The organism is Acidovorax sp. SUPP2825 (assembly GCF_030158995.1).
In the GTDB taxonomy this organism is placed as follows: Bacteria; Pseudomonadota; Gammaproteobacteria; order Burkholderiales; family Burkholderiaceae_C; genus Paracidovorax.
Genome location: NZ_BQXK01000003.1, coordinates 315,341 through 339,333 on the forward strand (window position 1 = coordinate 315,341; position 23,993 = coordinate 339,333).

General features: G+C 70.6%; 21 protein-coding genes. 7 read left to right on the forward strand and 14 right to left on the reverse strand.

Going from position 1 to position 23,993, the window contains the following annotated elements:
• Positions 1 to 588 precede the first annotated feature (588 nt).
• Complete coding sequence (locus AVAK2825_RS06270; RefSeq protein ID WP_284395251.1) at positions 589 to 1,659, reverse strand: bile acid:sodium symporter family protein; 1,071 nt, start codon at positions 1,657 to 1,659, stop codon at positions 589 to 591.
• Positions 1,660 to 1,755: 96 nt separating this feature from the next.
• Here AVAK2825_RS06270 and AVAK2825_RS06275 point away from each other — a divergent pair, with 96 nt between their 5' ends.
• A complete protein-coding gene (locus tag AVAK2825_RS06275; protein WP_284395253.1) occupies positions 1,756 to 2,700 on the forward strand; it encodes a LysR family transcriptional regulator in 945 nt (314 codons plus the stop codon).
• Between the two features lie 53 nt (positions 2,701 to 2,753).
• Here AVAK2825_RS06275 and AVAK2825_RS06280 read toward each other — a convergent pair whose 3' ends face one another.
• From AVAK2825_RS06280 to AVAK2825_RS06290, 3 genes are all read right to left on the reverse strand, one after another.
• Positions 2,754 to 3,338 carry a hypothetical protein gene (locus AVAK2825_RS06280; protein ID WP_284395255.1) on the reverse strand — a complete coding sequence of 195 codons (585 nt, stop codon included), beginning with the start codon at positions 3,336 to 3,338 and terminating at the stop codon, positions 2,754 to 2,756.
• A gap of 104 nt (positions 3,339 to 3,442) precedes the next feature.
• Positions 3,443 to 4,264, reverse strand: coding sequence for an NUDIX hydrolase (locus tag AVAK2825_RS06285; RefSeq protein ID WP_284395257.1), 822 nt, complete (start codon positions 4,262 to 4,264; stop codon positions 3,443 to 3,445).
• Positions 4,261 to 5,247: a quinone oxidoreductase family protein gene (locus AVAK2825_RS06290; protein ID WP_284395259.1), complete on the reverse strand. Its 987-nt coding sequence runs from the start codon at positions 5,245 to 5,247 to the stop codon at positions 4,261 to 4,263. The genes AVAK2825_RS06285 and AVAK2825_RS06290 overlap by 4 nt, the downstream gene beginning before the upstream one ends.
• Positions 5,248 to 5,381: 134 nt before the next feature.
• Here AVAK2825_RS06290 and AVAK2825_RS06295 point away from each other — a divergent pair, with 134 nt between their 5' ends.
• On the forward strand, positions 5,382 to 6,290 hold the full coding sequence (locus AVAK2825_RS06295) for a DMT family transporter (RefSeq protein WP_284395261.1): 909 nt from the start codon (positions 5,382 to 5,384) through the stop codon (positions 6,288 to 6,290).
• 145 nt (positions 6,291 to 6,435) lie between these two features.
• Here the strand turns inward: AVAK2825_RS06295 and AVAK2825_RS06300 are convergent, their stop codons facing one another.
• The 5 genes from AVAK2825_RS06300 to AVAK2825_RS06320 all read right to left on the reverse strand — a co-directional run bounded on the left by AVAK2825_RS06300 (position 6,436) and on the right by AVAK2825_RS06320 (position 13,373).
• On the reverse strand, positions 6,436 to 9,111 hold the full coding sequence (locus AVAK2825_RS06300) for a bifunctional diguanylate cyclase/phosphodiesterase (protein WP_284395263.1): 2,676 nt from the start codon (positions 9,109 to 9,111) through the stop codon (positions 6,436 to 6,438).
• Positions 9,111 to 10,232 (reverse strand): TRAP transporter substrate-binding protein, encoded by a 1,122-nt coding sequence (locus AVAK2825_RS06305; RefSeq protein WP_502870491.1) that lies wholly within the window; start codon positions 10,230 to 10,232, stop codon positions 9,111 to 9,113. The genes AVAK2825_RS06300 and AVAK2825_RS06305 overlap by 1 nt, the downstream gene beginning before the upstream one ends.
• Before the next feature lie 199 nt (positions 10,233 to 10,431).
• Positions 10,432 to 11,403, reverse strand: a complete 972-nt coding sequence (gene corA, locus AVAK2825_RS06310) for a magnesium/cobalt transporter CorA (RefSeq protein ID WP_284395265.1) — start codon at positions 11,401 to 11,403, stop codon at positions 10,432 to 10,434.
• A 48-nt stretch (positions 11,404 to 11,451) separates the two neighbouring features.
• Positions 11,452 to 12,261, reverse strand: a complete 810-nt coding sequence (locus AVAK2825_RS06315; RefSeq protein WP_284395267.1) for a metallophosphoesterase family protein — start codon at positions 12,259 to 12,261, stop codon at positions 11,452 to 11,454.
• Positions 12,262 to 12,284: 23 nt separating this feature from the next.
• The gene (locus AVAK2825_RS06320) at positions 12,285 to 13,373 is read right to left on the reverse strand and encodes a diacylglycerol/lipid kinase family protein (RefSeq protein WP_284395269.1); all 1,089 of its coding nucleotides are present in this window, start codon (positions 13,371 to 13,373) and stop codon (positions 12,285 to 12,287) included.
• 353 nt (positions 13,374 to 13,726) lie between these two features.
• Between AVAK2825_RS06320 and AVAK2825_RS06325 the strand changes: the two genes are divergently transcribed.
• The gene (locus tag AVAK2825_RS06325) at positions 13,727 to 14,572 is read left to right on the forward strand and encodes a phosphatase PAP2 family protein (RefSeq protein ID WP_284395271.1); all 846 of its coding nucleotides are present in this window, start codon (positions 13,727 to 13,729) and stop codon (positions 14,570 to 14,572) included.
• Positions 14,573 to 14,632: 60 nt separating this feature from the next.
• Here the strand turns inward: AVAK2825_RS06325 and AVAK2825_RS06330 are convergent, their stop codons facing one another.
• Entirely contained in the window at positions 14,633 to 15,874 is a 1,242-nt protein-coding gene (locus tag AVAK2825_RS06330) for an MFS transporter (RefSeq protein ID WP_284395273.1), read from the reverse strand.
• 171 nt (positions 15,875 to 16,045) lie between these two features.
• On the opposite strand from AVAK2825_RS06330, the gene AVAK2825_RS06335 reads away from it, so the two are divergent.
• From AVAK2825_RS06335 to AVAK2825_RS06345, 3 genes are all read left to right on the forward strand, one after another.
• A complete protein-coding gene (locus tag AVAK2825_RS06335) occupies positions 16,046 to 16,756 on the forward strand; it encodes a haloacid dehalogenase type II (protein ID WP_284395274.1) in 711 nt (236 codons plus the stop codon).
• Between the two features lie 79 nt (positions 16,757 to 16,835).
• Positions 16,836 to 17,351 carry a hypothetical protein gene (locus AVAK2825_RS06340; protein ID WP_284395276.1) on the forward strand — a complete coding sequence of 172 codons (516 nt, stop codon included), beginning with the start codon at positions 16,836 to 16,838 and terminating at the stop codon, positions 17,349 to 17,351.
• Between the two features lie 35 nt (positions 17,352 to 17,386).
• On the forward strand, positions 17,387 to 17,563 hold the full coding sequence (locus AVAK2825_RS06345) for a hypothetical protein (RefSeq protein WP_284395278.1): 177 nt from the start codon (positions 17,387 to 17,389) through the stop codon (positions 17,561 to 17,563).
• Between the two features lie 37 nt (positions 17,564 to 17,600).
• Here AVAK2825_RS06345 and AVAK2825_RS06350 read toward each other — a convergent pair whose 3' ends face one another.
• The 4 genes from AVAK2825_RS06350 to AVAK2825_RS06365 form a co-directional block, all read right to left on the reverse strand.
• Positions 17,601 to 18,596, reverse strand: coding sequence for an adenylate/guanylate cyclase domain-containing protein (locus AVAK2825_RS06350; RefSeq protein ID WP_284395281.1), 996 nt, complete (start codon positions 18,594 to 18,596; stop codon positions 17,601 to 17,603).
• A gap of 266 nt (positions 18,597 to 18,862) precedes the next feature.
• Complete coding sequence (locus AVAK2825_RS06355; RefSeq protein ID WP_502870492.1) at positions 18,863 to 20,791, reverse strand: CocE/NonD family hydrolase; 1,929 nt, start codon at positions 20,789 to 20,791, stop codon at positions 18,863 to 18,865.
• A gap of 12 nt (positions 20,792 to 20,803) precedes the next feature.
• Complete coding sequence (locus tag AVAK2825_RS06360; protein WP_284395283.1) at positions 20,804 to 21,835, reverse strand: Bug family tripartite tricarboxylate transporter substrate binding protein; 1,032 nt, start codon at positions 21,833 to 21,835, stop codon at positions 20,804 to 20,806.
• Positions 21,825 to 22,838 (reverse strand): porin, encoded by a 1,014-nt coding sequence (locus tag AVAK2825_RS06365; protein WP_284395284.1) that lies wholly within the window; start codon positions 22,836 to 22,838, stop codon positions 21,825 to 21,827. The genes AVAK2825_RS06360 and AVAK2825_RS06365 overlap by 11 nt, the downstream gene beginning before the upstream one ends.
• A gap of 224 nt (positions 22,839 to 23,062) precedes the next feature.
• On the opposite strand from AVAK2825_RS06365, the gene AVAK2825_RS06370 reads away from it, so the two are divergent.
• Positions 23,063 to 23,989 (forward strand): LysR family transcriptional regulator, encoded by a 927-nt coding sequence (locus AVAK2825_RS06370; protein ID WP_284395286.1) that lies wholly within the window; start codon positions 23,063 to 23,065, stop codon positions 23,987 to 23,989.
• Positions 23,990 to 23,993 lie beyond the last annotated feature (4 nt).

Consider the following 23,993-nt stretch of genomic DNA (forward strand, 5'->3'; position numbering starts at 1 on the left):
CGACACGGGGAGCCGGGGGAAGGGCTAGCCTCATGGGCAGACACAGGCCGCCTGGGGAGACCGACGGGGTGGGCACGCTGGGGCGGTCGGGCACGGGCGCCAGCAGGCGGGCTTCGGGCTCGATGCCCATGCGCGACAGGGCGGACGCATTGTCAAGCAATGGCGCATCCGCATGGGCTCTCACCCAGCGCCACAGGGCAGTGCGGGCGGGCGTCATCGGCAGCGCAGGCCCGGAACGCCGCGGCGGCAGAGGCGGACCGGCCTGCCCCGGCAGGGACGAGGGACCGGTCAGGCGCGGTCGTTGCGCGGGGCGTTGATCCGCGGAAGTCGCGGCTTCCTGCGCAGTGGCGGGACGGGGCCGGCGGGACGATGAAGGAACAGAAGGAACAGAAGGAACGGGGCTGGGCATGGGGTCGGGGGAGGAGGGACGCCCCCCGGCCATCGGCGGGCACAGGGCAAGATGGCACGCCTCTGGCGCCATCGCGCCCACCCGCGCGAACCGGCTTCGCGCCAAGCGAAGCGGGGGTGCGCCGTCTCTGCCAGCCACCCGGCCCCGCAACGCCCTCCATCAGCCCCCTTCCGTCGCCCCTACGGAACCCGCGGCGTCTCGGCCGCGCGGGCCGCTGCCGCATGGGCAGCGATGCGATCTGCGGGGGCGAGCCCCTCGGGCCGGCGGGCATAACGCTGTGCGAGCACCGCGCACACCATGAGCTGCAACTGGTGGAACACCATCAGCGGCAGCACGATGGCCCCCACCGCGTGCGAGGCGAACAGCACCTTGGCCATGGGCACGCCGCTCGCCAGGCTTTTCTTGGAGCCGCAGAACACCACCGTGATCTCGTCCTCTTTCGAAAACCCGAACCGCCGGCTGATCCAGGTCGTGGCCGCCAGCGCGATGGCCAGAATCACCGCGCACACGACCAGCAGCCCGGCCAGCGCCGGCAGTGGAATCTGCCGCCACAGCCCCTCGATCACGGCCGCGCTGAAGGCCGTATAGACCACCAGCAGGATCGAGCCCTGGTCCACGAACTTGAGCACCGCGGCACGGCGCTGCACGAAGCCGCTGATCCACGGGCGCAGCAGATGGCCCGACAGGAAGGGAACGAACAATTGCAGCGTGATGCGCCCGATGCTGGCCAGCAGATCGTGCGTGCCCCCACCCGCTGCGCCGCCCGCGCCATGCGCCATGGGAACGCCCGGCAGCAGCCAGCCCACCAGCAGCGGCGTGATCACGATGCCCAGCAGCGTCGAGCCCGAGGCCGCGCACACGGCGGCAGGCATGTTGCCGCGCGCCATGGCGGTGAAGGCGATGGCCGACTGCACGGTCGCCGGCAGCACGCACAGGAAGAGCACGCCCAGGTACAGCTCGGGCGTGACCAGCGGCTGCAGCACCGGCCGCAGCGCCCAGCCGATGAGCGGAAAGAGCACGAAGGTGGAGGCCACCACCACGAGGTGCAGGCGCCAGTGCGACAGGCCGGCCACGATGGCCTCCCGCGACAGCTTGGCACCGTGCAGGAAGAACAGCAGCGCCACCGCGGCCAGCGTGGCCTGCTCGAAGCCCTGGGCCACCCGCCCCCAGGCAGGCAGCAGGCTGGCCAGCGCTACGGTGGCGAGCAGCGCGAGGGTGAAATTGTCGGGAAGGAAGCGGGAGCGGGCCATGGAACACTGAACCTTTGCAATCGGATGGCCGCCATTAGGCCCGGCGCGCGATCCAAAGAGAAATGGATTTATCTGATGGTTTTATGATGGGAAATCATGAATGTCACGCTGCGCCAGCTCCATGTCTTTCGCGCGGTCGCCGCCACGCGCCATTTCAGCCGCGCGGGCGAACAGATCGGCCTGACGCAACCCGCGGTCAGCCGCTGCATCACCGAACTGGAGGCGCAACTGGGCCTGCAGCTGCTCAACCGCACCACGCGCGAGGTCGAGCTGACCGAGGCGGGCCGCAGCCTCGCCGCCCGCCTGGAGCGCGTGCTGGAAGACCTGGACGCGGTGCTGCTGGACGTGCGCGGCATGGCGTCCGAACGGCGGGGCCGGGTGCGCGTGGCCAGCAGCCCCACGCTTTCGGCCCACCTCATGCCCGACTGCATCGCCCGCTGCCAGCGCGAGATTCCGGGCCTGCAGATCGTGCTGCTGGACCGCATCCAGAACGACGTGCTGGCGAGCGTGCTGTCGGGCGAGGTGGATTTCGGCGTGGTGATCGATCCTGGCGAGCGCGAAGCACTCACCTGCGAGTCCATCCTCACCGAGCCCTTTTGCGTGGCCTGCCCGCCCAGCCATCCCCTGGCGCGCAGGCGCAGCGTGCGCTGGACCGATCTGGCGGGCGAGCCGCTGGTTTTGCTCGACCATGCCTCGGGCAGCCGGCGCCTCATCGACCAGGCGTTGTCCGCCCAGGGCGTGGCCGCCACCGTGGCGCAGGAGGTCGGCCACCCGACCACGATCTTCCGCATGCTGGCCGCGGGCCTGGGCATCACCGTGGTGCCCACGCTGGCATTGCCGCCAGAGGGCCTGCCCGGGGTGGCCGTGCGCCCGCTGCGCCCGCGCGTGGACCGCGAAATCGTGCTCGTCCACCGCCTCAACCGGGCGCTGGCGCCGGTGGCCCAGGCCGCGTGGGACTTGGTGCGGACGGTGGCTCAGGAGCGGCAGACAAGAAGTCCGACCCGTGCAGAGCCAAGGCACTCGACCGAAGCGACGTCATAAGACTTGCATCGCCAAGCCTTCGAAACCCGCTCTCAGCGGCTTGCGCCAGCGCCCTAACGCTGAGGCGCCGGCCCAGCGTTGTAATCGCGGTTCTGGATCGGCGCGCTGCGTCCAAGAACACGACCGCTCGGTGGCGCGGCAGCGTCGGCAGACGCACTGCTTTGGGCGTGCGCGCCAGGGTTCACCCTGTGCTGATAAAACTCCTTCGCATCGGGCGTGTCGAACATCATGGTTTGCATGTCGGGGTCGAAAGACTCCTGACGCGTGAAGCTCGAGGACGGAGAAGACACAGAGGCTGGCGGTTTTTCCGTTTTCGGTTTGGGCGTGTAGCTGCCTTGTGCATAGACACCGCCCTGCGCGGCCGCTTGCGCCATCAACTGTTGGTGCCGCTGCTCCTTGACGCTGAGTGGGCGGGCCGAAGACGACTCCCCACCGATCCGCGTGCGGGGGCGAGCACCATGCTCCGACGCAGTGGCGCCCGATTGGGCACGAGACGCGGGCATTCCCGACAGAGCGGAATGCGAATGGCGCGAGGTCTTTTCTGAAGAGCTTCCAGAGGCCTTTTTGTCCCCGTCTTTGGGCTGTGCTTGCGCATCGGATGGCTTGCGCCCGATGCCTAATTTGCTGAGGCCGAACATGGAGTGCTTCCCTCGAGTGAGAACATGGGTTCACTTTAGTCCCGCAGTCTGCCCGCGCAGACCATGATGCGAAGCAGGATTTCAATGAACGCAGCGCTCCGGGATCACCAGCCGTAGAACCCCGCCAACACCAGCGCCGCCTCCGGCGTGAATTCGCCCCGCGCCAGCCGCGCATGCACCTCGGCGGCGGGCAGCAGTTCGAACCGCTCCACCTCGCCGTCCTGGTTCTCTGGCACCAGGCCCTCGGGCACGGTGGCGTGGAACCAGTCGATGCGCTCGACCATGTAGCCCACGCCTTCGCCATCGCTGCTGGGTCGGGCGAAGTCCACGTGGCCGGCGTGCGCCACGGAGTGCAGCGCGCCGATGCGCAGGCCCGCCTCTTCCCAGGTTTCCCGCTCCAGGGCGGTGTCCAGCGTGTCGGCGGCGCTCACCATGCCGCCCATGAGCGTGTCCCACCGGCCGGGGTGGGTGGGTTTGTCGAAGGCGCGCTGCTGCACCCACGCGCGGCCGTCGGGCGCACTGGCCACCAGGTGCACGGCCTGGGTGGCGAGCCCCAAGGGGCGCACCGCGGCGCGCTCCACGGTGCCGACGCGCTCGCCGGCGGCGTTGCACACGGCGAGCTGCTCGTCGCGCCAGGCCCCGCAGCGGCCGGCCTGGCGCAGCGCCTGCGCCAGGGCCGCCAGGGCGGCGGTCGCGTCGCCCGCCGGGGCATCGAGGTGCCATGCAGGCGCACCGAGATGCTCCTTTTTTAATAGCAACCAAGGCAAAGAATCTCCCGGCGTGAGGGCGATTTCATCCAAAACGCCCTCGGCGACCGAGCCCACGGCATGCCCGGCGACCAGAAACGGCAGGCGCGGCGCGGCGGGGGGCTGCTGCGCCTGGCGGCGCGCGGCGGGCACCCAGCCCGGCACGGGTTGCCCGCTCATTCGAGGGTGAGGATGGTGCAGCCCGTGGTCTTGCGGGCCTCCAGGTCGCGGTGCGCCTGCTGCACGTCGCGCAGGGGGTGGCGCTGCTCGATGTGGATCTTGACTGCGCCGCTTTGCACCACCGCGAACAGGTCGTCCGCCATGGCCTGCGTGGCCTCGCGCGTGGCGATGTGGGTGAAGAGCGTCTGCCGCGTGACGTACAGCGACCCCTTGGCGCCCAGCACGCCCGGCGGGAACGCCGGCGCAGGGCCCGAGGCATTGCCGAAGGTGGCCATGAGGCCGAAGGGACGCAGGCAGTCGAGCGACTTCTCCCAGGTGTCCTTGCCCACGGAGTCGTACACCACCTTCACGCCCTTGCCGCCGGTGATGTCCTTCACGCGCGCGGCGAAGTCCTCGGTGCGGTAGTTGATGGCGTGCGCCGCGCCGTTGGCGAGCGCGAGGCGGCATTTTTCGTCGCTGCCGGCCGTGCCGATGAGCTGCAGGCCCAGGGCCTTGGCCCACTGGCAGGCGATCAGGCCCACGCCGCCGGCGGCCGCGTGAAAGAGCACGTGGTCGCCGGGCTGCAGGCCCTCGGCGGGCAGCGTCTTCTTGAGCAGGTACTGCGCCGTGAGGCCCTTGAGCATCATGGCCGCGCCGGTCTCGAAGCCGATGGCGTCGGGGAGCTTGCAGACGGTCTTGGCGGGCATCACGCGCACTTCGGAGTAGCTGCCGGGCGGGTTGCTGGCGTAGGCCGCGCGGTCGCCGGCCTTCAGGTGCGTGACGCCCTCGCCCACGGCTTCGACGATGCCTGCGCCCTCCATGCCGATGGTGGCCGGCATGGGCAGCGGGTACAGGCCCGTGCGGTGGTACACGTCGATGAAGTTCAGGCCCACCGCATGGTGGCGGATGCGGATCTCGCCCGGGCCGGGGTCGCCGACGGCCACATCGACGACATGGAGTTCTTCGGGGCCGCCATGCTGGCGGATCTGGACGGCAAGGCTCATGGGGAACACTCCTGCAAGCTGAGAAGGGGGAAGGAACGAGAGAACGAAAAGCGGGCGACCGGCTGACGGAAAGCGGGTGAATCCTGCCATGTTTTGCCGCGGCCTGCCGGGGCGAGGCGCTACAGTCCTCGCCCATGACGCAACGACTCACCCCGGGCATGATCGCCCTGCTGGCCACCGCGCCGCTGCTGTGGGCCGGCAACGCAGTGGTGGGCCGGCTGGTCCACACGCTGGTGCCGCCCGTCACGCTGAACTTCATGCGCTGGGCGCTGGCGTTCCTGGTGCTGCTGCCGCTGGCGTTCCGCGTGCTGGGGCCGCAAAGCCCGCTGTGGCCGCACTGGCGGCGCTATGCGGCGCTCGGGCTGCTGGGCATCGGCTGCTACAACGCGCTGCAGTACATGGCGCTGCAGACCTCCACGCCGCTGAACGTGACGCTCGTGGGCTCCAGCCTGCCGCTGTGGATGCTGACGGTGGGCGCGCTGTGCTTCGGCGCGCCCGTGCGGCGCCCGCAACTCATCGGCGCGGTGCTGTCCATGGCCGGGGTGCTGCTGGTGCTGAGCCGGGGCGAGTGGGGCCAGTTGCTTGCGCTGCGCCTGGTGCCCGGCGATCTGTTCATGGTGCTGGCGACGATCTCCTGGGCGTTCTACAGCTGGCTGCTGTCGCGCACGCACGAGCCGGCCACGGTGCGCTCGGACTGGGCGGCGTTCCTGATGGCGCAGATGGTGTTCGGCCTGGCCTGGTCGGGCGCCTTCGCCAGCGGCGAATGGGCGCTGGGCCACACGCACATCGAATGGGGCTGGCCGCTGGCCGCGGCGCTGGCCTTCATCGCGCTCGGGCCGGCCATCCTGGCCTACCGATGCTGGGGCGTGGGCGTGCAGCGCGCGGGCCCGGCGGTGGCGGGGTTCTTCATCAACCTCACGCCGCTCTTCGCCGCCGTGATGTCGGCGATGTTCCTGGGCGAGACGCCGCGCCCCTACCACGCGGCGGCGTTCCTGCTGATCGTGGGCGGCATCGTCGCCTCATCCCGGCCCCACAAGGCCTGACCGGCCATCCGAGGCAAAACGGCCTCCAGCGCAATCGATACTAGGGCATAACGCTATTAAAAATATAGCAATCCAGCAGTCCGCCTGTGGGCCGGGTCGCTGACGCGGCCGGCCCGAAGCACAGGCGCGGCTGGTTTAGAGCGGCTCAGAGCGGCCCGGGCAGGGGCGCGCTCGGCGCGGCGGTGCCGGCAAAGCGCTCCACCAGTTCCTCGACCGGCAGGGGGCGTGCGAAGAGGTAGCCCTGGTACAGGTCGCAGCCGTGCAGCGCCAGGAAGTCCTTTTGCTCGGCGGTCTCCACGCCTTCGGCGATCACCTGCAGCTCCAGGTTGCGCGCCATGCCGATGATGGTCTGCACGATCACGTCGTCGGTGGGGCGCACGCCCAGGTTGCGCACGAACGACTGGTCGATCTTGAGCTGGTGCAGCGGCAGCCGCGTGAGGTAGGCCAGCGACGAATAGCCGGTGCCGAAATCGTCCACCGAGAACCGCACGCCCTTGGTGCGCAGCAGGTGCATCTTGGCGACCGAGTCTTCCACGTTGTCCAGCACCAGCGATTCGGTCAGTTCCAGCTCCAGCAGGTGCGGGCGGATGCCGGTCTCCTGGATCACCTCGACCACGCCCGAGACGAAGTCGGGGTGGCGGAACTGCCGCGCGCTCACGTTCACCGAGACGTGCACGTTGCGCAGGCGCGCGTCGCGCTGCCACTCGGCCAGCTGCTCGCAGGCCGTGCGCAGCACCCACATGCCGATGGGCACGATCAGTTCGCTCTCCTCGGCCACCGCGATGAAGTGGCCGGGGGCCACCAGGCCGCGCTCGGGGTGCTGCCAGCGCAGCAGCGCCTCCACGCCCACCATGGTGCCGGGCAAGGTGAACTGCGGCTGGTAGTGCAGCACGAACTGGCCCTGCTGGATGGCGACCTGCAGGTCCACTTCGAGCTGCGCGCGCTGGGTGATGACCACCTGCATCTGCGGATCGAAGAAGCACAGGCCGTGGCCGCGCCGGGCCTTGACCTGGTACATGGCGATGTCGGCCTGCTTGAGCAGCTCGGCCGCCGACTGCCGCGAGTCGCCGAACACGGTTGCGCCGATGCTGCAATTGCTGTGGTGCGTCTGCGCCCGCAACTGGTAGGGCTTGCTGAGCGCCAGCAGGATCTTCTCGCCGATGCGCCGCGCCAGCGTGGCGGCCTCCTGCGGGTCGCGCGCCAGGTCGCACAGCATGACCACGAACTCGTCGCCGCCCAGCCGCGCCACGGTGTCGGTGGTGCGCACGCAATCCTTCAGGCGCACCGCCACCTGCTGCAGCAGCAGGTCGCCCACTTCGTGGCCCTGCGTGTCGTTGAGGGTCTTGAAATGGTCCAGGTCGAGGAACAGCAGCGCCCCCAGCTCCCGCGAGCGCGCCGCCGTGGCGGCAGCCTGGTTGAGCCGGTCCAGCAGCAGGCGCCGGTTGGGCAGGCCGGTCAGCAGGTCGTAGAAGGCGAGGTTCTCGATCTCGGCGCTGGCCAGGCGCAGGTCGGTCACGTCGTGGTAGGAGATCATCAGGCCGCCCTCGGGCGTGGCGCGCTCGGTGATCTGGATGAAGTGGCCGTTGGGCAGCATCTGCTCGTGCGTGCCCTGCGGGTGGCGCTGCAGGGCCAGGCGCTGGTCGACCCATTCGCGGCGCTGCCGCTCGCTGGCATCGGGCAGGTGGTGCAGCACCGTCGCCTCCAGCAGCGCGCGGAACGGCAAGCCATTGGTCATCACGCCGCGCAGCCAGGGAAACATGTCCTCGAAGCGGCGGTTCCACTGCAGCACTTCCAGGTCGCGGCCCAGCAGCACGAAGCCGGTGACCATGGAGCCCAGCGCCTGGTCGAGCGTGGACTTGGAGCTGGCCAGCGCCATGCGCGCGCGGTTCATGCGCGTGAGGTAGGCGATGGTGAACAGGCCCGCCACGGCCACGGTCACGCCGAAGAACAAGGCCACGAGCACGATGGCCGTGCGCTCGCTGCGCCAGGCCGACAGCGCCGCCGCTTCGGGCAGGCTGGCCGAGATCCAGAAATCCGGGTACAGGATGGGCCGCGCCACCACCAGCGACGACACGCCGGTGATGCGCGCGCCCTGGCCCCAGGCGCTGATGGGCACGCCGACCTCGCTCAGCGGATGCACCCGCGCACGGTGGCGCGCATCGCCCCGGCCCGAGAACCCCAGCAGCATCTGCCCCTGCCCGCGCTCCAGCGTGACCTCCAGCCCGGAAATGTCCACCGCCTGCGTGAGCACCGACACCAGCATGCTGGTGGGCACCTGGGCCACGGCGATCAAACGCTCGCCGTTCAGGGCGCGCACGTGGCGGGCCACGTACAGCACGCGCTCGGAACTGGCGAAGCTGATGGTCGGCACGCTGATCGCCAGCGTGGGCACGGGCTGGCCCATGACTTCTTCGAAGAAGCCCGAGGGCAGCTCCATCCCCACGCGCCCGCCGGCCGTGTCCGAGGAGGCGACCACCTTGCGCTGCCCGTCCAGCAGGGCCACGTAGCGCACCATGAGGTTCTGGCGCGCGGCCGCGCGCAGCAGCTGGCTCACCACGCCGGGATCGCGGGATTCGTGCACCTGCTCGCGCATCGCCATCAGGTCGGCGGTGCTGGCCAGCAGCACATCCAGGCCGAGCAGCGACCGGTTGACCGCGGCCTCGGCGCCGGTGGCAAAGCGCGTGACCTGCGCCTCGCTCTCGGCCAGGGCGGCATGCCGCGTGCTCCACACCAGCCATGCGGCCGCCCCGGCCAGGGCCAGCAGAAACACGGCCACGACACTGCCGACGGCGATGCGGATGCGCCTGGAAATGGACAGCATCACGGGGCCCGGGGGGCGGTGATGCCGCGCGCAGGGCCGACGGTGCGGTTCCAGAGGTCCACGCAGGCGGGGCCGCAGCGCCGCTGCCAGTTCGCCAGCACGGTGGTGCGCAGGATCTCCACGCGCCGCGCATCGTCGGCCGCCGACACCGGCACCACCACCATGGACCCCTTGGCGCCCTTCACGCAGGTGGGCCGGCCCGTGTTGCACGCGAGCCCCTCGGTCGTCTCGCGCTCGGCATCGGCCCAGATGGCGGCCTCCAGGCGGGGCACCTCGCGCTGCAGCAGGGTGCGCAGGTCGGGGGGCAGCGAGTTCCACACATCGCGGTTGGCCCCGAAGATCGACAGGCCCCAGGTGAGCGGCATGGGATAGACGTACTGGGTCACCTCGTACAGCCCCATGGTGTTGCCCGACATGGTGCCGGTCACGGCGCATTCGCTGTCGCCGGCCTTGAGGCTGGCCACCATCTGGCCGAAGCCCGTGTGCACCGGAATGCCGCCCACCGCGCTGATGAAGTCCGCCTGCGAGGCCGAGGCCACGCGGATGCGCCGGCCGGACAGGTCGGCCAGGCCCGTCATGGCGTTCTTGCAGAAGATCACCTGGGCCGGATAGACGTAGATGGCCAGCATCTCCATGTTGCGCTCCTGGCGCAGCGACGCCTCCAGATACGGGCGAAACGCGGCGACCGTGGTGCGCAGGCTGGCGATGTCGGGACTGAGGCCCGGCAGATCGGGCGCCGTGTACTGCGGGTACTGCGCGGTCAGGGAGCTCATCAGCACGGTGCCGAAGGGCACGACGCCCAGCTCGACCAGTCGCAGCATCTCCATGCCCGGCACGCCCGCGCGATCGAACGGCACGATGGTGGACGAGAACCGGCCATTGCTGAGCCGGGCGAGTTCCTGCGTCCAGAACGGCGCCTCGCGCTGCGTGTACTGCGACAGGGCGCCCAGGCTGCCCACCACGCGCAGCATGAACGGCGCGGGGGTCGGGGCCGGGGTGGATGCGCCCGGTCCGCCGGCGCCGGCGGCCGGGGGGCTCTGGGCGTGCCCTGCCAGGGGAGCGCAGCAGAGCCAGGCCAGTGCCAGTCGGCACAGTGCGCGGGTCAGGAAAAGGTGTTGCATGAAGGAACGCCGTGGTTCTTGTTGCCGTGTCGCCGCCAGAGATTTCTCCCTCCCCGGCTTTTGTACCATCTTGCTGCGATTTGACCAATGGGCAGCGACCCAGGAGCGATCCGTTTGACAACACCCGCGCGCCCGGCACGGCGCGCCACCGGATACCCCGCGGCCGGCCGCCGCCGGCACGCGTTCACCGACCCGCGGTTCAGAGCCAGCCCGCCCGCCGGAAGCGGTAGTACAGGTAGCCGCACACGCTCAGGATGAGCACCAGCGCCGCCGGATAGCCGTAGGTCCACTTCAGCTCGGGCATGCCCTCGAAGTTCATGCCCCAGATGCCGGCGAACGCGGTGCAGACCGCGAAGATGCTGGCCCAGGCCGCCAGGCGCTTGGTGATCTCGTTCTCCTCGATCGTCACCATGGACAGGTTCACCTGGATGGCCGTGCCGATGGTGTCGCGCATGGCGTCGATCGAGCCGTTGATGCGGCTCAGGTGGTCGAGCACGTCCCGGAAATAATCCTGCGAGCCCATGCACACCTGGGGCACGCGCCCGCCGTGCAGCTTGCCCACCCCCTCCATCAGCGGCGCCACCGCCCGCTTGAGCACCATGGCGTGGCGCTTGAGTTCGTAAAGGCGCTGGATGTTGTTGTGCGGCGCGCCCTTGGTGAAGATCTGCTGCTCGATCTGCTCCAGCTCCACCTCCAGCGCGTCGATCACCGGAAAGTAGCGGTCCACCACCGCGTCCAGCAGGGCATACAGCACGAAGCCCGACCCGGTGCGCAGCAGTTCGGGCTGGCGCTCGCAGCGCTCGCGCACGCCCAGGAACCCGAGCTTGCTGCGGTTGCGCACCGACAGCACGTAGTTGCTGCCCACGAACACATCGACCTCGCCCACGTTGATGCCGCCCTGCTCCGGGTCGGGCTCGACCAGGTGCAGCACGGCGAACAGCGAATTGCCGTATTCCTCGATCTTGGGGCGCTGGTGGCCGTGCTGGGCGTCCTCCACGGCGAGTTCGTGCAGGCCGAACTCCTGCTGCATCTCTGCGAGCTCCTGCGGCGTGGCATCGGCCAGGGCCACCCAGACGAAGCAGCCCGGCAGGGAGACGTAATCGCTGATGTGGTCGACCGAGATATCGGCCAGCTTGGCACCGTTTTGGTAGGCAACGCAATTGATCAGCATGGGGCAATTCAGGACGACGGCAACGCCCTGGATCTTGCCATGCCGGCGTTACGTTTCGGCGCTCCCGAGGTCCCGGGGCGGCAGCGGCAAAAAAGCCTGCAGCCGCACGTCGTAGTCCCAGCGCGTCAGCCGGTGGCGCGCCGGCAGCGCCTCGGTGCCGGACCGCTCGGGCGCCGGGTGCTCCAGCGTCACCAGGCTGTTGGGCGCATGGGCGCGCAGGCGCACCGACACGGCCGTGCCCGCCCGGGCCGCCCACAGGCCGGGCAGCACCTCGGCCAGGCCCGGTTCGTGTGCATGGCCGGACAGCAGCAGCTGTGCACCCGCCTCCCGCCAGCGCGCCAGGGCCTCGCCCGCGCGGTGGGGCCGGTGCTCGGTGTCGCTCGTGGGGTGCACCACCAGCGGGTGGTGCGTGACCACGATGCGCCAGCGGTCGCGCGGGGCCGCGGCCAGGCGCTGCGCCACCGCGTCGATCTGGGCATGCGACAGGCTGCCGCGCTCGTGCCGCCAGGGGCGCGTGGTGTTCACCCCCACGGCCAGGAAGCCGTCCACGTCGCACACGGGCTCCAGGTCGCGCCCCCACCAGCGCTCGTAGCGGCGGTAGGCCCGGCCCAGCCGCTCCCACCAGGCGAAAAGCGGCACGTCGTGGTTGCCGGGCATGACCAGCAGGCGCGGCACACCCAGCCCGGCGATGAACGCGTGCGCCTGCTCGAACTGCTCGGCCGTGGCGCGCTGCGTGAGATCGCCCGACACCACCAGCAGCGACACGTCCAGCGTCTTGACCAGCCGGGCAACGGCCGCGCACACGCGCGGATCGTGCGCACCGAAGTGCAGGTCCGACAGGTGCATGAGAACGCTCATGGGCGGCCTTCGGGGCGGGCGGCTCAGCCGGCCGCCAGGCCGGGCACGGCCACCGGGGCGCCCTCCGGGACGGCGGCCGGGGGCGGATCGGCCACCGGCACGGCGCCCTCGGCGGCAGGATCGTCGTCTCGTGCCGTGGCGGTGGGCGCCACCAGCCACAGCGGGCGCTCTTCCACCCGAAAACGCAGCGGCGGTGCCATCCATTCGCGCTCGCCGTCGAAGGCCACCTTCACGCGGTGCGGCCGCCAGGTGGGCTCCACCACCATCTCGGCGCAGGCCAGGCTGATGACGGCCTCATCGCGCGCCAGTTGGCCCACGGCGGCATTCCACACGGTGCGCGCGGTGGCAGCGCGGCCCTGGGGCTTGAGCAGCAGCACCGCCAGGCGGTCGCCGTCGGCCACGTCCTGGGCCTGCGGAATGCCCAGGCGTTCCAGTTGCAGGGGGTTGTTGCCGACGAACAGCGTGGAGGCGAAGAACTCTTCGCGCGTGGGATCGGCCACCCGGTGCTGGCGCAGCGCCACGCGCCAGCGGCGCGCCGAGGCCGGACGGAAGAAGCTCCACACCGCCGACACGATGGCCACCCAGCGCGAGCGGCCGAAGCGGCGCGAGGCCAGCTCGCGCTCCTCCAGCAGGCGCGGGTACAGCCCCACGCTGGCGTTGACGAGGAACATGCGTTCGTTGACGAAGCCCACGCTCACCGGCCGTGCATCACCCGAGTCCATGGCGGCCAGGATGTCGTTGGCCGCCTGCTCGGGGTCGAGCGACAGGCTCTGCTCGCGCGCGAAATAATTGAAGGTGCCCACCGGAATGACGCCCATGCGCACCTGGTGCTTCCAGGCGGCGGTGGCCACCGCGTTGATGGTGCCGTCCCCGCCCGCGGCCACCACCAGGCCGCCGTCGGCCTGGGCGGCGAGCGCAGCCTCTTCGGCCGCCTGGACGATGCCGGCGCGCTGCGCGGGCACGTGCCACTGCACGGCGTTGCTTTGCAGGGGCGCCAGGCCCTCGAGGCGGGCTCGCAGCTGGCCATGGTCGGCACCGGGCCGGTGGGGCACCACCAGATGGATCGGGCCACGGCCCTTTGGCATGGACGCTGGCAGGTCGTTGGATGGCATGTCGGGAAGGCTTTCGAGGGGAGTATCACCCTGCGCAGGGCTGGATCCGATCGGGCTCGGGGGGCGGTGCCCGCACCGCGGGACGCCCGATTCTGCACATGGCCCGGGCAGGGGGGCATCGGCAGGCAGGCGCACCCCTTGTCAGCCATGGCCGACACGCCAAGGCGCCGCCCTCAAACCCCGACGGATCGCCAGGAAATGGGATTGGCCGCCCGCCACGCGCCTGCCACCATTGCCGCCCTGGTCCACTCCCTTGCTGCGCGATCCATGCCACTGCCCCGCTGCCATCCCTGCCCTGCCCGCCCTGCGCAGCCACGCCCGAACCCGCGGCCCGCCTCGCCGGAGGCCCGCGCATGATGGACGTCCAGGCCATGGCCCTGTGGGCCGGATCGCACCCCCTGACCGTCTGGACCGGGGGCTTGGTCATCGCGCTGGTGGCCGCCGCTGCGGCCTGGGCGGCCAACGGGCCGCTGCACACGCACGGGGCCCGGTGGGTCGCCCCCTGGGCCGAGCGCTGGGGCGCGCCGCAAAACGCCGGCGCGCGGCTGCTGGCCACCCTGTGCGTGGCTGCCCTGCTGCTGCTGGCGTGCGCGCAGGCGCTGGCCGCCATCGCCGCGGAATGGGCCGCGCCCACCGCGTGGGCCCTGTTCGACGACACCCTGGCCGCCACGCTGCGCGCCACCGCCAGCGTGGCCACGCTCACCCTGTTCGCGAACCTGACCCATGCCGGCGACACCGCCGTGCTGACGGTGCTGGCCGTGGCGGTGGCCGCCGCCCTCTGGCTGCGCCGCTACCGCCTGCTGGCCCTGGGCTGGACGGCGGCACTGGCTGGCAACGGGCTGCTCACGCGCGGCTTCAAGCACACCTTCGAACGCGTGCGACCGGTGCACACGCACGAGATCGCCGTGGCCGACGGTTTCAGCTTTCCGAGCGGGCACAGCAGCAGCTCGCTGGTGGCCTACGGCATGCTGGCCTATCTGGCGCTGCGCCTGCTGCCAGCGCGCTGGCACCTGCCGGCCGTGCTGCTGGCGGTGGCCACCGTGTTCACCGTGGGCTGGAGCCGCGTGGTGCTGCAGGTGCACTTTGCCAGCGACGTGCTCGCCGGCTGGCTCACCGGCGGGGCATGGCTCGTGTGCTGCGTGATGATGATGTCGGGCATCGGCCACTGGCGGCGCTCCCGCGCCGCGCCTGTGGCCTGAGAACGTGTTCCATGTCTTTTTGGAGTCGCGCCAAAAGGCATTGAACACGTTCTGAGGGCCTCAGCCCGCCGCACGCCCCGCGCGGTCCGCCGCCAGAGACCAGCCGAACACCGCCAGCCCGCCCAGCGCCAGCAGCACGCCCACCCAGCCGGTGGAGGTCCAGCCCAGCCCGGCCGTGATCGCCACGCCGCCCAGCCAGGCGCCCAGCGCGTTGGCGCAATTGAAGGCCGAGTGGTTGAGGGCCGCGGCCAGGGTCTGCGCCTCGCCGGCCACGTCCATCAGCCGGATCTGCAGCGCCGGGCCGATGGCGACGACCGTGCCCAGCAGGAACGTCGCCGCGGCCGCCGTGACCACATGGTGCGCCGCGAACACGAAGCCGCCCAGCACCACGATGGACCACAGCAGCAGCCCGCCGATCGTGCGCATCAGCGACTTGTCCGCCAGGCGGGCGCCCACCAGGTTGCCCGCCACCATGCCCGCGCCGAACAATGCCAGCACCAGCGGCACGCCGGCCAGCGGCAACCCGGCCACCTCGGTCAGCGTGGGCTTGATGTAGCTGAACACCGAGAACATGCCACCGAAGCCGATCGCCCCGATGCCCAGCGTGAGCCACACCTGCTTGCGCCGCAGGGCGCCCAGCTCGCGCCAGGGGCTGGCGCCTTCGGCCGGCGGCTGGTAGGGCACGCCCCGGCGCACCATGGCCATGGCCGCCACCGCGATCAGCCCCACGAAGACGAACGCCGCGCGCCAGCCGAACACCTGCCCCAACCATGCCGCGATGGGCACCCCCAGCAGGGTGGCCCCGGTCAGCCCCAGCATCACCAGCCCCACCGCGTGGGCGCGCCGCCCCGGTGGCGCGAGCGACGCCGCCACCAGCGCCGCGACGCCGAAATACGTGCCGTGCGGCAGCCCCGTCACGAAGCGCAGCACGTTCAGCGACAGGTATCCGGGCGCCATCGCCGAGGCGAAATTTCCGAGCGCATACACCCCCATCAACGCGATCAGCAACGCCCGCCGTCCCCAGCCCGCAGCCAGCACGGCCAGCACCGGCGCACCGATCACCACGCCCAGCGCGTAGGCGCTGATGACATGGCCCGCCTGCGGAATGCTCACGCCGATGTCGCGCGCCACTTCGGGCAGCAGGCCCATGATGACGAACTCGCCGGTGCCGATGGAAAACCCGCCCAGGCCCAGCGCCAGCACGGCGCGCAGCAGCGTGCGGTCGTCCCTGGCGGGGGCGGCGGGAGAAGGTGTGGCCGCCAGGGCGTCGGGGGATGGGGAGGGAATGGAAGGCGTGGTCATGGAGAAATGGCCGGCGGGGCGGATCAGGGTTAACCCGCAGGCCGGAGACCATATCACGCCGCGCCGCGCTCCGCAGGTCGGGGGACATCCCCCACGCCCCGCTATGCTGCGGCTGCATCGGTCTGCCCCTCCGGTGAGCCGCCTTGCATCCATCCCCTCCAAGGAGCCCCCATGAACGACCAACCCTGGCACGGCGTGCGCGTGCTGGCCTTCGACATCTTCGGCACCGTGGTGGACTGGCACGGCAGCATCGTGCGCGAGGTGCAGGCCCTCTACCCGCACGTGGACGCCGACGCCTTCGCGCTGGCCTGGCGCGAGGGGTACCAGCCCGCCATGCAGCGCGTGCGAAGCGGCGAACTGGGCTGGACCCGCATCGACGAGCTTCACCGCCTGATCCTGGACGGCCTGCTGCCCCGCTTCGGCCTGCAGCACCTGACCGAGCCCGAGCGCCAGCACCTGAACCGCGTGTGGCACCGGCTCGACCCCTGGCCCGACAGCGTGGAGGGCCTGCAGCGCCTGAAGCGCCGCTATACGATCACCACGCTCTCCAACGGCAACATCGGCCTGCTGACGAACATGGCCAAGCGGGCCGGCCTGCCCTGGGACTGCATCCTGAGCGCCGAGGTGTTCCGTGCGTACAAGCCCGATCCCTCGGTGTACCTGGGCGTGGCCCGCACGTTCGACCTGGTGCCGGGGCAGGTGATGATGGTCGCGGCCCACCACGAGGACTTGGCGGCGGCGCGGGAATGCGGGCTGCGGACGGCCTACATCGAGCGGCCATGGGAGTTCGGGAGGGCCAGGCCGAAGGACGTGTCACCGCAGGCAGGAAACGACTGGCATGCGGAGAGTCTGGTAGGGCTGGCGGAGCGACTGGGCGCGTAAGCCGGCACTCGAGGCGCCAGCATCGCACGTGGGACGGCGGCAGGTAAGCTCGCCGTATAACCACAGTGCCGAGGGATGGATGACCGAACAAACGTTGATGTGTCGACGCGACGGCTGCAGCAAGCCCGTCGAAATATCCGATCCAGGCCCGATGCGCCGGTTCATCCTCCAACTCCAGCAGTTGTACCGGGCCTCGACGCTGGCCGGTGACAACGCGGCGCAGTATTGGGCCGACATCGCGGTGAACTCCAGAAGCCCTTGGGCTCCATTGGCACACGTCCCCGGCGCCGTCGCGGTGCTATGGACACCCGAAATAGCACCAACCACCGCACTCACGCTCGGAACGGCAGGTTATGGCTTCGCCGCTCTGCCCAAGAACCTGATTCACTTCACTACGACAGCCGGTGCTGCAGGGATAGCACGCACCGGAGTGATCCGAGCCAGCGCTCTCCCCCGTCATGGCATCTATGGCCCAGGTGTCTATATGGCGCGCATCGGGCGCCCCATCAATCTGATCGTGGCAGCGCAGGCCCGGGTTCCGATCATGCTGGCCACGCCAGCGGGCACGGCACGTATTCTCCCTTACCTGGTGTAGGTGAGATGGGGACTCAACGGCGTTAAGGTCACCCGATGAGCAAACGGAAGCCCTCCGACTATCTTCAAACGGCAACGATCTGGTTTGCCTGGGCCTGCTGGGCCATCGCCTACTGGCAATCGAGTTGGTGGTGGGTGGCGGGGTCCATGGTTCCTTATCTTCTTTCGCAGAGTTTCGGCCACCTTTTGGACCAAGACAAAGACGGCGGATGAATTGCCAGGCCGCAGCCTCTTCGGGATTTCCGAATGCTCAACCCGCCACCATCCCCTGCACGAACCGCCGCACGCGCGCATCGAACTCCGCGCTGGTCGCGGTGAACTCCACCCCCGCCAGCACCTGATCGCCCGCCGGCTTGAGGGTGACCACGCGGGCGTACACGTCGCGGGCGGGGTAGTGCACCAGCGGCAGGTCGAAGGCCAGGCGCAGCTCGCCATGCAACGGCACGGTGCCGTTCAGCTCCAGCAGCGCGCCGTGGTAGCCCATGTCGCGCAGGATGCAGGGCACGGCATGGGGCATGACCATGCCGTCCTGCACCAGTTGCCAGCTGCACGGCAGGCGCGCCTCCACGCGGTGGCTGCGGCGAAACTCCTGGCGCGGCACCTTGAGCTTGCGGCTGGGCACCGCCACCAGCTCGCGCATGGACAGCGGCTCGTCGCGCCCCTTCACGAAGACCTGCATGGGTGGGGCCACCGAGGCCATGCTCCAGCAACGCTGGTACACGGCCTCGCTGACCAGCACCTGCCCGCGCAGGGCGAAGGTGCGCAGTTGCTGGGCCTCCACCACCACGTCGCCCAGCAGCACGGGCGACTGGCGCACGCCCGGCGCACCGCCGAAGCCCCCCACCAGGGCCGGGCCGCAGGCGATGCCGATGCCCAGGTAGATGGACGGCAGGCGGTCTTGCAGGAAGGCGTCGTTGAGATCGCGCGTGGCCATCTGCAGGGCCAGGGCGCACATGGCGGCGCGGTGTACGTCGTCGTCAGGACCACCGCTCCTGGCCGGATCGGCGCCCGGCGCATCGGCGGGCGCTGCCAGTCCGAAGACCACCGCCCCGGCATCGCCGGTGAGGTGGTCCACCTCGGCGCCGTAGCGGGCCAGCACGCCGTGCAGGCAGGCCAGGATGCGCTCCACCCAGGCCAGGGACTGGTCGGGCGGCAACTGGGCGGCCAGTTGGGAGAAGTCGCGCAGGCCGATCTTCAGCAGCGTCACCTCGCGCGGCTGCAGGTGCGGGCCGGCGGCGGGGGGCAAGGAAGGGGAAACGGAGGTCTGCGGGTGCGGGAGGGGTGGTGCCGGGGCGTCGCCAGGGGGGAAAGAGGACATGGGAGCGCGGTGCTTTCTCTTCGGGGTGGCCTTTGGGAACTGCGGGCGACGCGCCGGCCTTCTTCGCAGGAGGGCGGGAGGCACCCGGCCGCGCGGCAGGCGCTCGCACGGCAAGCATAGAGGGCCCGCGTTGCCATGGTCAAGGCGGGCGGCCATTCTCCCCTACAGCGCCTTCGCCCCCTGCCGGGCCAGCGTCATCCGCCCGTGCCGGCCCCCGCAGCAGGCGTCCCACCCACGGCCTGCATCGGCAACACCACGCGGGACGCGCGCCCCGGCCCCATGTGCACGGTGTTGAACGCCACCACCCGGGGCCCAGCGCTTCCCTCGGGCGCACCGGTGTTGGGATTGACGTCGAACCGCGGAAAGTTGCTGCTCGAAATGTCGAGCCGGATCCGGTGGCCCCGGCGGAACAGGTTGGACGTGGGCATGGGCTCGATCGTGATCTGCACGGCCTCCCCGGGCACCATCAGTCCGGGGTGCTCCCACGAGTCGCGGTAGCGGCAGCGCAGGATGCCGTCGGTCAGGTTCATCGCATACCCCTCGGGATGGTCTTCGCTCGGCGGGTACTGGTCGATCAGCTTGGCCGTGAAGTCGGTGTCGGGTGCCGTGGACGAAACCCACAGCTCGATCACCACGGGGCCGGTGACCTCCACGTCGCACTCGAGCGGCGGCGTCTGGAACACCAGCACATCGTCCCGTCCGGCCAGTGGCCCGAACGGCGCCCGCGCGCCGAACACGCCGCCGTGCGTGCACTGGTCGTAGGCGCCGGCCACCATCAGGGGCTCCCCGGAGGTGACCGAGCCGCCGATGGTGGGCACGGGGTTCGCGGGGTCGAAGCGGAGGGTCGCCTCACCCGCACGCTCCGGCACGGCCCGGGTCAGCAGCCCGCCCGGCGCGAGGTACCACGGCGCCACGGTGGTGCCCGGCAGGGGCCAGTCGGCGGCGCGGCGCCAGGCCCCGCCGTGGTCGAGCCGGCCTTCGGGCGTGTGTCGCCCCGATCCCCCGCCCATGCGGAAGTAGCGCACGGCATCGGACTGTCCCTCGGGCAGGGGTTGCCCGCGCAGCCAGTGGTTGAACCAGGCGAGCCGCATCTGCACATAGTCGGGTGCCAGCGTGCCGTCGAGCACCGCGTCGGGCCCGAAGTCCACGTCGCCCGCATACGGCACGCTGCGCTCGCCATGGGTCCAGGGCCCCAGCACCATGCGCACGTCGCCGTGGGTGCGCTGCGAAAGGCCAAGATAGTTGTCGGTGGTGGTCTGGGCGTACGGGTCCCACCAGCCGCACATCAGCAGCACGGCCACGCCCTCGAACGCGGCGTAGTGCCCTGCCGCATACAGCTCGGGCTGGCGCCAGTGGTCGTCGAAGCGGCCGCGCTCCCATTGCCCGAAAAGATAATCCTCATACTCGGGCGCCCACTGCAGGGGCGAGTCGCCGCGCGTCCAGGGAAGACGCAGGAACCATTCGCCGATGTCGGCCTGCTCCAGCGCCCGGCGTGCCGCTTCTCCGATGCGGTTGCTGCCGCTGAGGGCATTGCGCAGCGCCCAGACCGCCTGCTTCATCTCGAACGCGCCCCCGTGGCGGATGCCGCCCCGGTAGGCGTTGGCGAAGCCGCCGCACTCGAGGAACATCGCCTTGAGCCCCGCCGGCTGCTGGCTGGCCAGCGCGGTCTGGGTGTGGGCGGCATACGACAGCCCGTACGTGCCCACCGCGCCGTTGCACCAGGGCTGCGCCGTGATCCATGCCATGGTGTCGGCGCCGTCATGGGCCTCGCCCAGGTACTTGGTGAACTGCCCTTCGGAGCCGAAGCGGCCGCGGCAGTCCTGCACCACCACGGCGTAGCCCTCCCGTGCGAACCGCTCGGCCACTTCGCCGCGCCGCATCGGCCGGGGGTCGGCCGCCGTGCGCTCGCGCCGGGTTTCGGCATCCTTGCCGTAGGGCGTGCGCTCCAGCAACACCGGCAGCGGGCCGGCACCGGGGGCCGGCAGGTACACGTCGGTGGCTAGGCGCACCCCGTCGCGCATGGGGACCCAGCAGGTGTGCCGGGTCACGCCGCTGGCTGCGGCGGTAGTGGTGGCGGCGGCGCTGGCGGCGGCGTCCGCCGACGGAATCGTCATCGTGTTCATGGACGGCTCGCCTCAGTCGAGTTTGAGGTTGCGGTCCTTGACCAGCTTGGCCCAGCGGGCCGTGTCTTCCTGCATGAAGCGCGCCAGCTCCTGCGGCGTGGTGGGTGCCGGCTCGGCCCCCTGCGCCACGAGCAGGGCGGTCACCTCGGCGTCGTTCAGCGCTGCGCCGAGCACCTTGCTGATGTTCTGCACCCGATCCGCCGGCGTGCCCGCGGGGGCGAACAGCGCATACCAGATGTCGTATTCGAAGTTCTTCAAACCGGCCTCGGCCATGGTCGGCACTTCGGGGAAAGCGCGCGACCGCTTGGCGCTGGCCACCGCCAGCGGCACGAGCTTGCCGGCCTTGATCTGCGCCGCCACGCTGGGAACGGCGTTGATGCCCAGCTGCACGTACCCGCCCGCCAACTCGTTCACGGCCGGGCCACCCCCCTTGTAAGGGATCTGCACCATGCGCGTGCCCGTGGCGGCCTGGAACAACTCCATCGACAGGTGCCCCGGGCTGCCGTTGCCGCTGGTGCTGTAGTTGAGCGCGCCGGGGTCCTTGCGGGCCAGCGCGATGAGTTCCTGCACCGTGCGAACCTGCAGGCTCGGGTGCGTGGTGAGGATGGGCACGTTGACCACCACCCGCCCCACGGGCACGAAGTCGCGCGACGGGTTGTACGTGAGCTTGCTGGACAGCAGCGGTGCCGTCACCATGCCCGAGCCCGCCCCCATCAGCAGCGTGTACCCGTCGGGCGGCGCCGATGCGACCGCCTGGAAGCCGGCCGCCCCGGGCCGGTTGTCGATGATGACCGGCTGGCGCCACTGCTCCGACATCTTGCGCGCCACCACCCGCATGGCCGTGTCGGCCGCGGCACCCGCCGGGAACGGAATCACGATGCGCACCGGCTTGTCGGGAAACTCGGCGGCCGGCGCCGCACGGGCGCCAGTCCCCCACAGGGCCAGGACCGCCAGACCGGCCGCCAGCAACGGCCGGACCCGGTGCCCGGAAACGGGGCGCGAAAAGAAGGCCCGCAGGGCCGCACAGCTTGCCTTAGAAATCATGTCGCACTCCTGCGCCCACGGCGCGCACCGCCACATTGCTGCGGCTCGAATCGATTCCGTCGCGGTCGATGAACGCCTGCAACTCCGTGCGCTTGGACAGCGCATACGTATACGCCACCTGCTGGCGCTTGCGAAGGCCCCGCACGGAGGCCTGCACGTCCCGCTGCATCACGTTGACCACCAGCGCGTGCGGGCCGGCGGAGAACCGGCTGCCCACCAGCCAGTAGTCCACATCGGTGCGCGCGGTGGCCGAGGCCTTCGCATACGCATCGCGGCCCAGCAGCACATAGGGCTCGATGGCACCGAAGTCGTAGCGCACCCCCACCTGCCACTTGCTCGAAAACTCGTTGGCCAGCAGGCCGCCCGGGCGCGTGTCCCGGCCGTAGCCGATGCCCGCCGACCAGGGCCCGTCCGCGTAGTTCAGCCCCAGGTCGAGCGACTTGGCGCCGTTTTCCTGATCCGGCGTCCGGGTGTCGCCGCGCAGGTAATAGCGGGCCCGCACGTTGACGCCGCCCCACGTGGGGCTCTGGTAGCCCACCGCGTTCGAGGTGCGGTTGCGTGCGTTGAGAATGGACGTGCCGATGGCCGTGGCCCCGGCGTCGTTGGCGGCGAACGAGGTGATGCGCGTGACCTGCGAATACAGGGGCGACCCGGTCGGATTGGCGGAATCCAGCCGGCCCAGCGCCACCGTCCCCGCGCTGCCGCGCAATGCCACGTAGCTGTTGCGGTAGGCGGGCGTGGTGGCGGCTCCGGTGTCCGCGTCCAGCCCCATCTCCACGCCGAACAGGGCGGCCATGCCGTCGCCCAGGTCCTCCTTGCCCCGAAAGCCCAGGCGCGACGCGTTGTCGCGCTCTTCCGTCACCGAGCCCGCATTGCCGGTCTTGACGTGGTTGACGGTCAGGCGCACCTGCCCGTACGCCTGCAGGTCCTGCGCCCGAGCGGGCGGCGCGGCCGATAAGAACAGGCCGCAGGCAGCCAGCGCGAAGGGAAATGGGGGCCTCATAACGTCTTGCTCCTTGGGGTGGCGTCGTGCCGGTGTTGGCGGATGACGCTGCCGATTCTGTGGAGCGGGGTCCTTCGCCACAACGCTATGACAAAGGCGGATGACCCTATGCAGCCGGTCGCATGTTTGCGCCGCGCCGCGACCAGTGCAAAGATGCGGGACGGCCCCGCGCGCACGTTCGCTGGCGCGCGCATCCCGGGGGGCCGGCGCACCGTTCCATGCCCATGAACTTCAAGCAACTCGAAGCCTTCCACGCCATCATGCTCAGCGGCTCCACCACCGGCGCGGCCGAGCGCCTGGGCCTGTCGCAGCCCGCCATCAGCCGGCTGCTGGCCCAACTGGAGGAGGACCTGGCCCTGCGCCTGTTCGTGCGCGAGAAAGGCCGCCTGAGCCCCACCGCCGAAGCCCACGCGCTGCTGCACGACGCCCAGGGCCTGATGGATTCGGCCCAGTGCTTTCGCCGCCATGCCGAGCAGTTGCGCCTGGGCGGCTTCAAGCGCCGGCTGCTCAAGGTGGCGGTGCCCAGCACCCTGGCGACCACGCTCATGCCCGTGCTGGCCCGGCGCTTCATGCAGGCCCATCCCGATGTGGTGCTGGAAGTGCTGTCGGGCTCGTACAACGACGCGGAGCGCGCACTGCTCAGCCGCGACGCGGACATCGGGCTGGTGCGGCTGCCCATGGAAATGCCCGGGCTCGCCACCCGCGCCCGCCTCGACTCCGAGGCCGTGTGCATCATGCCCAAGGGCCACCCGCTGGAACGCCTGAACGAGGTCGGCGCCACCGACCTGATCGACGCCAGCCTGATCCTGCTGGGCCGGCAGCGGCAGATCCGCCACGACATCGACATGGCGTTTCGCCAGCGGCGGGTGCAGCCGCGCGTGGCCCTGGAGGTGCACTCCATCAGCGAGGCCTGCGCCCACGTCGCCCAGGGGCTGGGCGTCTCCATCGTGAACGCCCTGCTCGCACAGCACTGCCCGCACGGTGCGATCGCCTCGCGCCCGTTCCGCCCCCGCATCGCCTACCAGCTGGGCATCGCCACGGTGGCCCAGGCGGCGGCATCGCCCCTGCACGACACGTTCACGCAGCTCCTGGTGGAGGGGCTGGTTTTGCCCCCGGGGGATGCCGGGGCGGCCACGGCGCAGCCGGCCTAGGGCG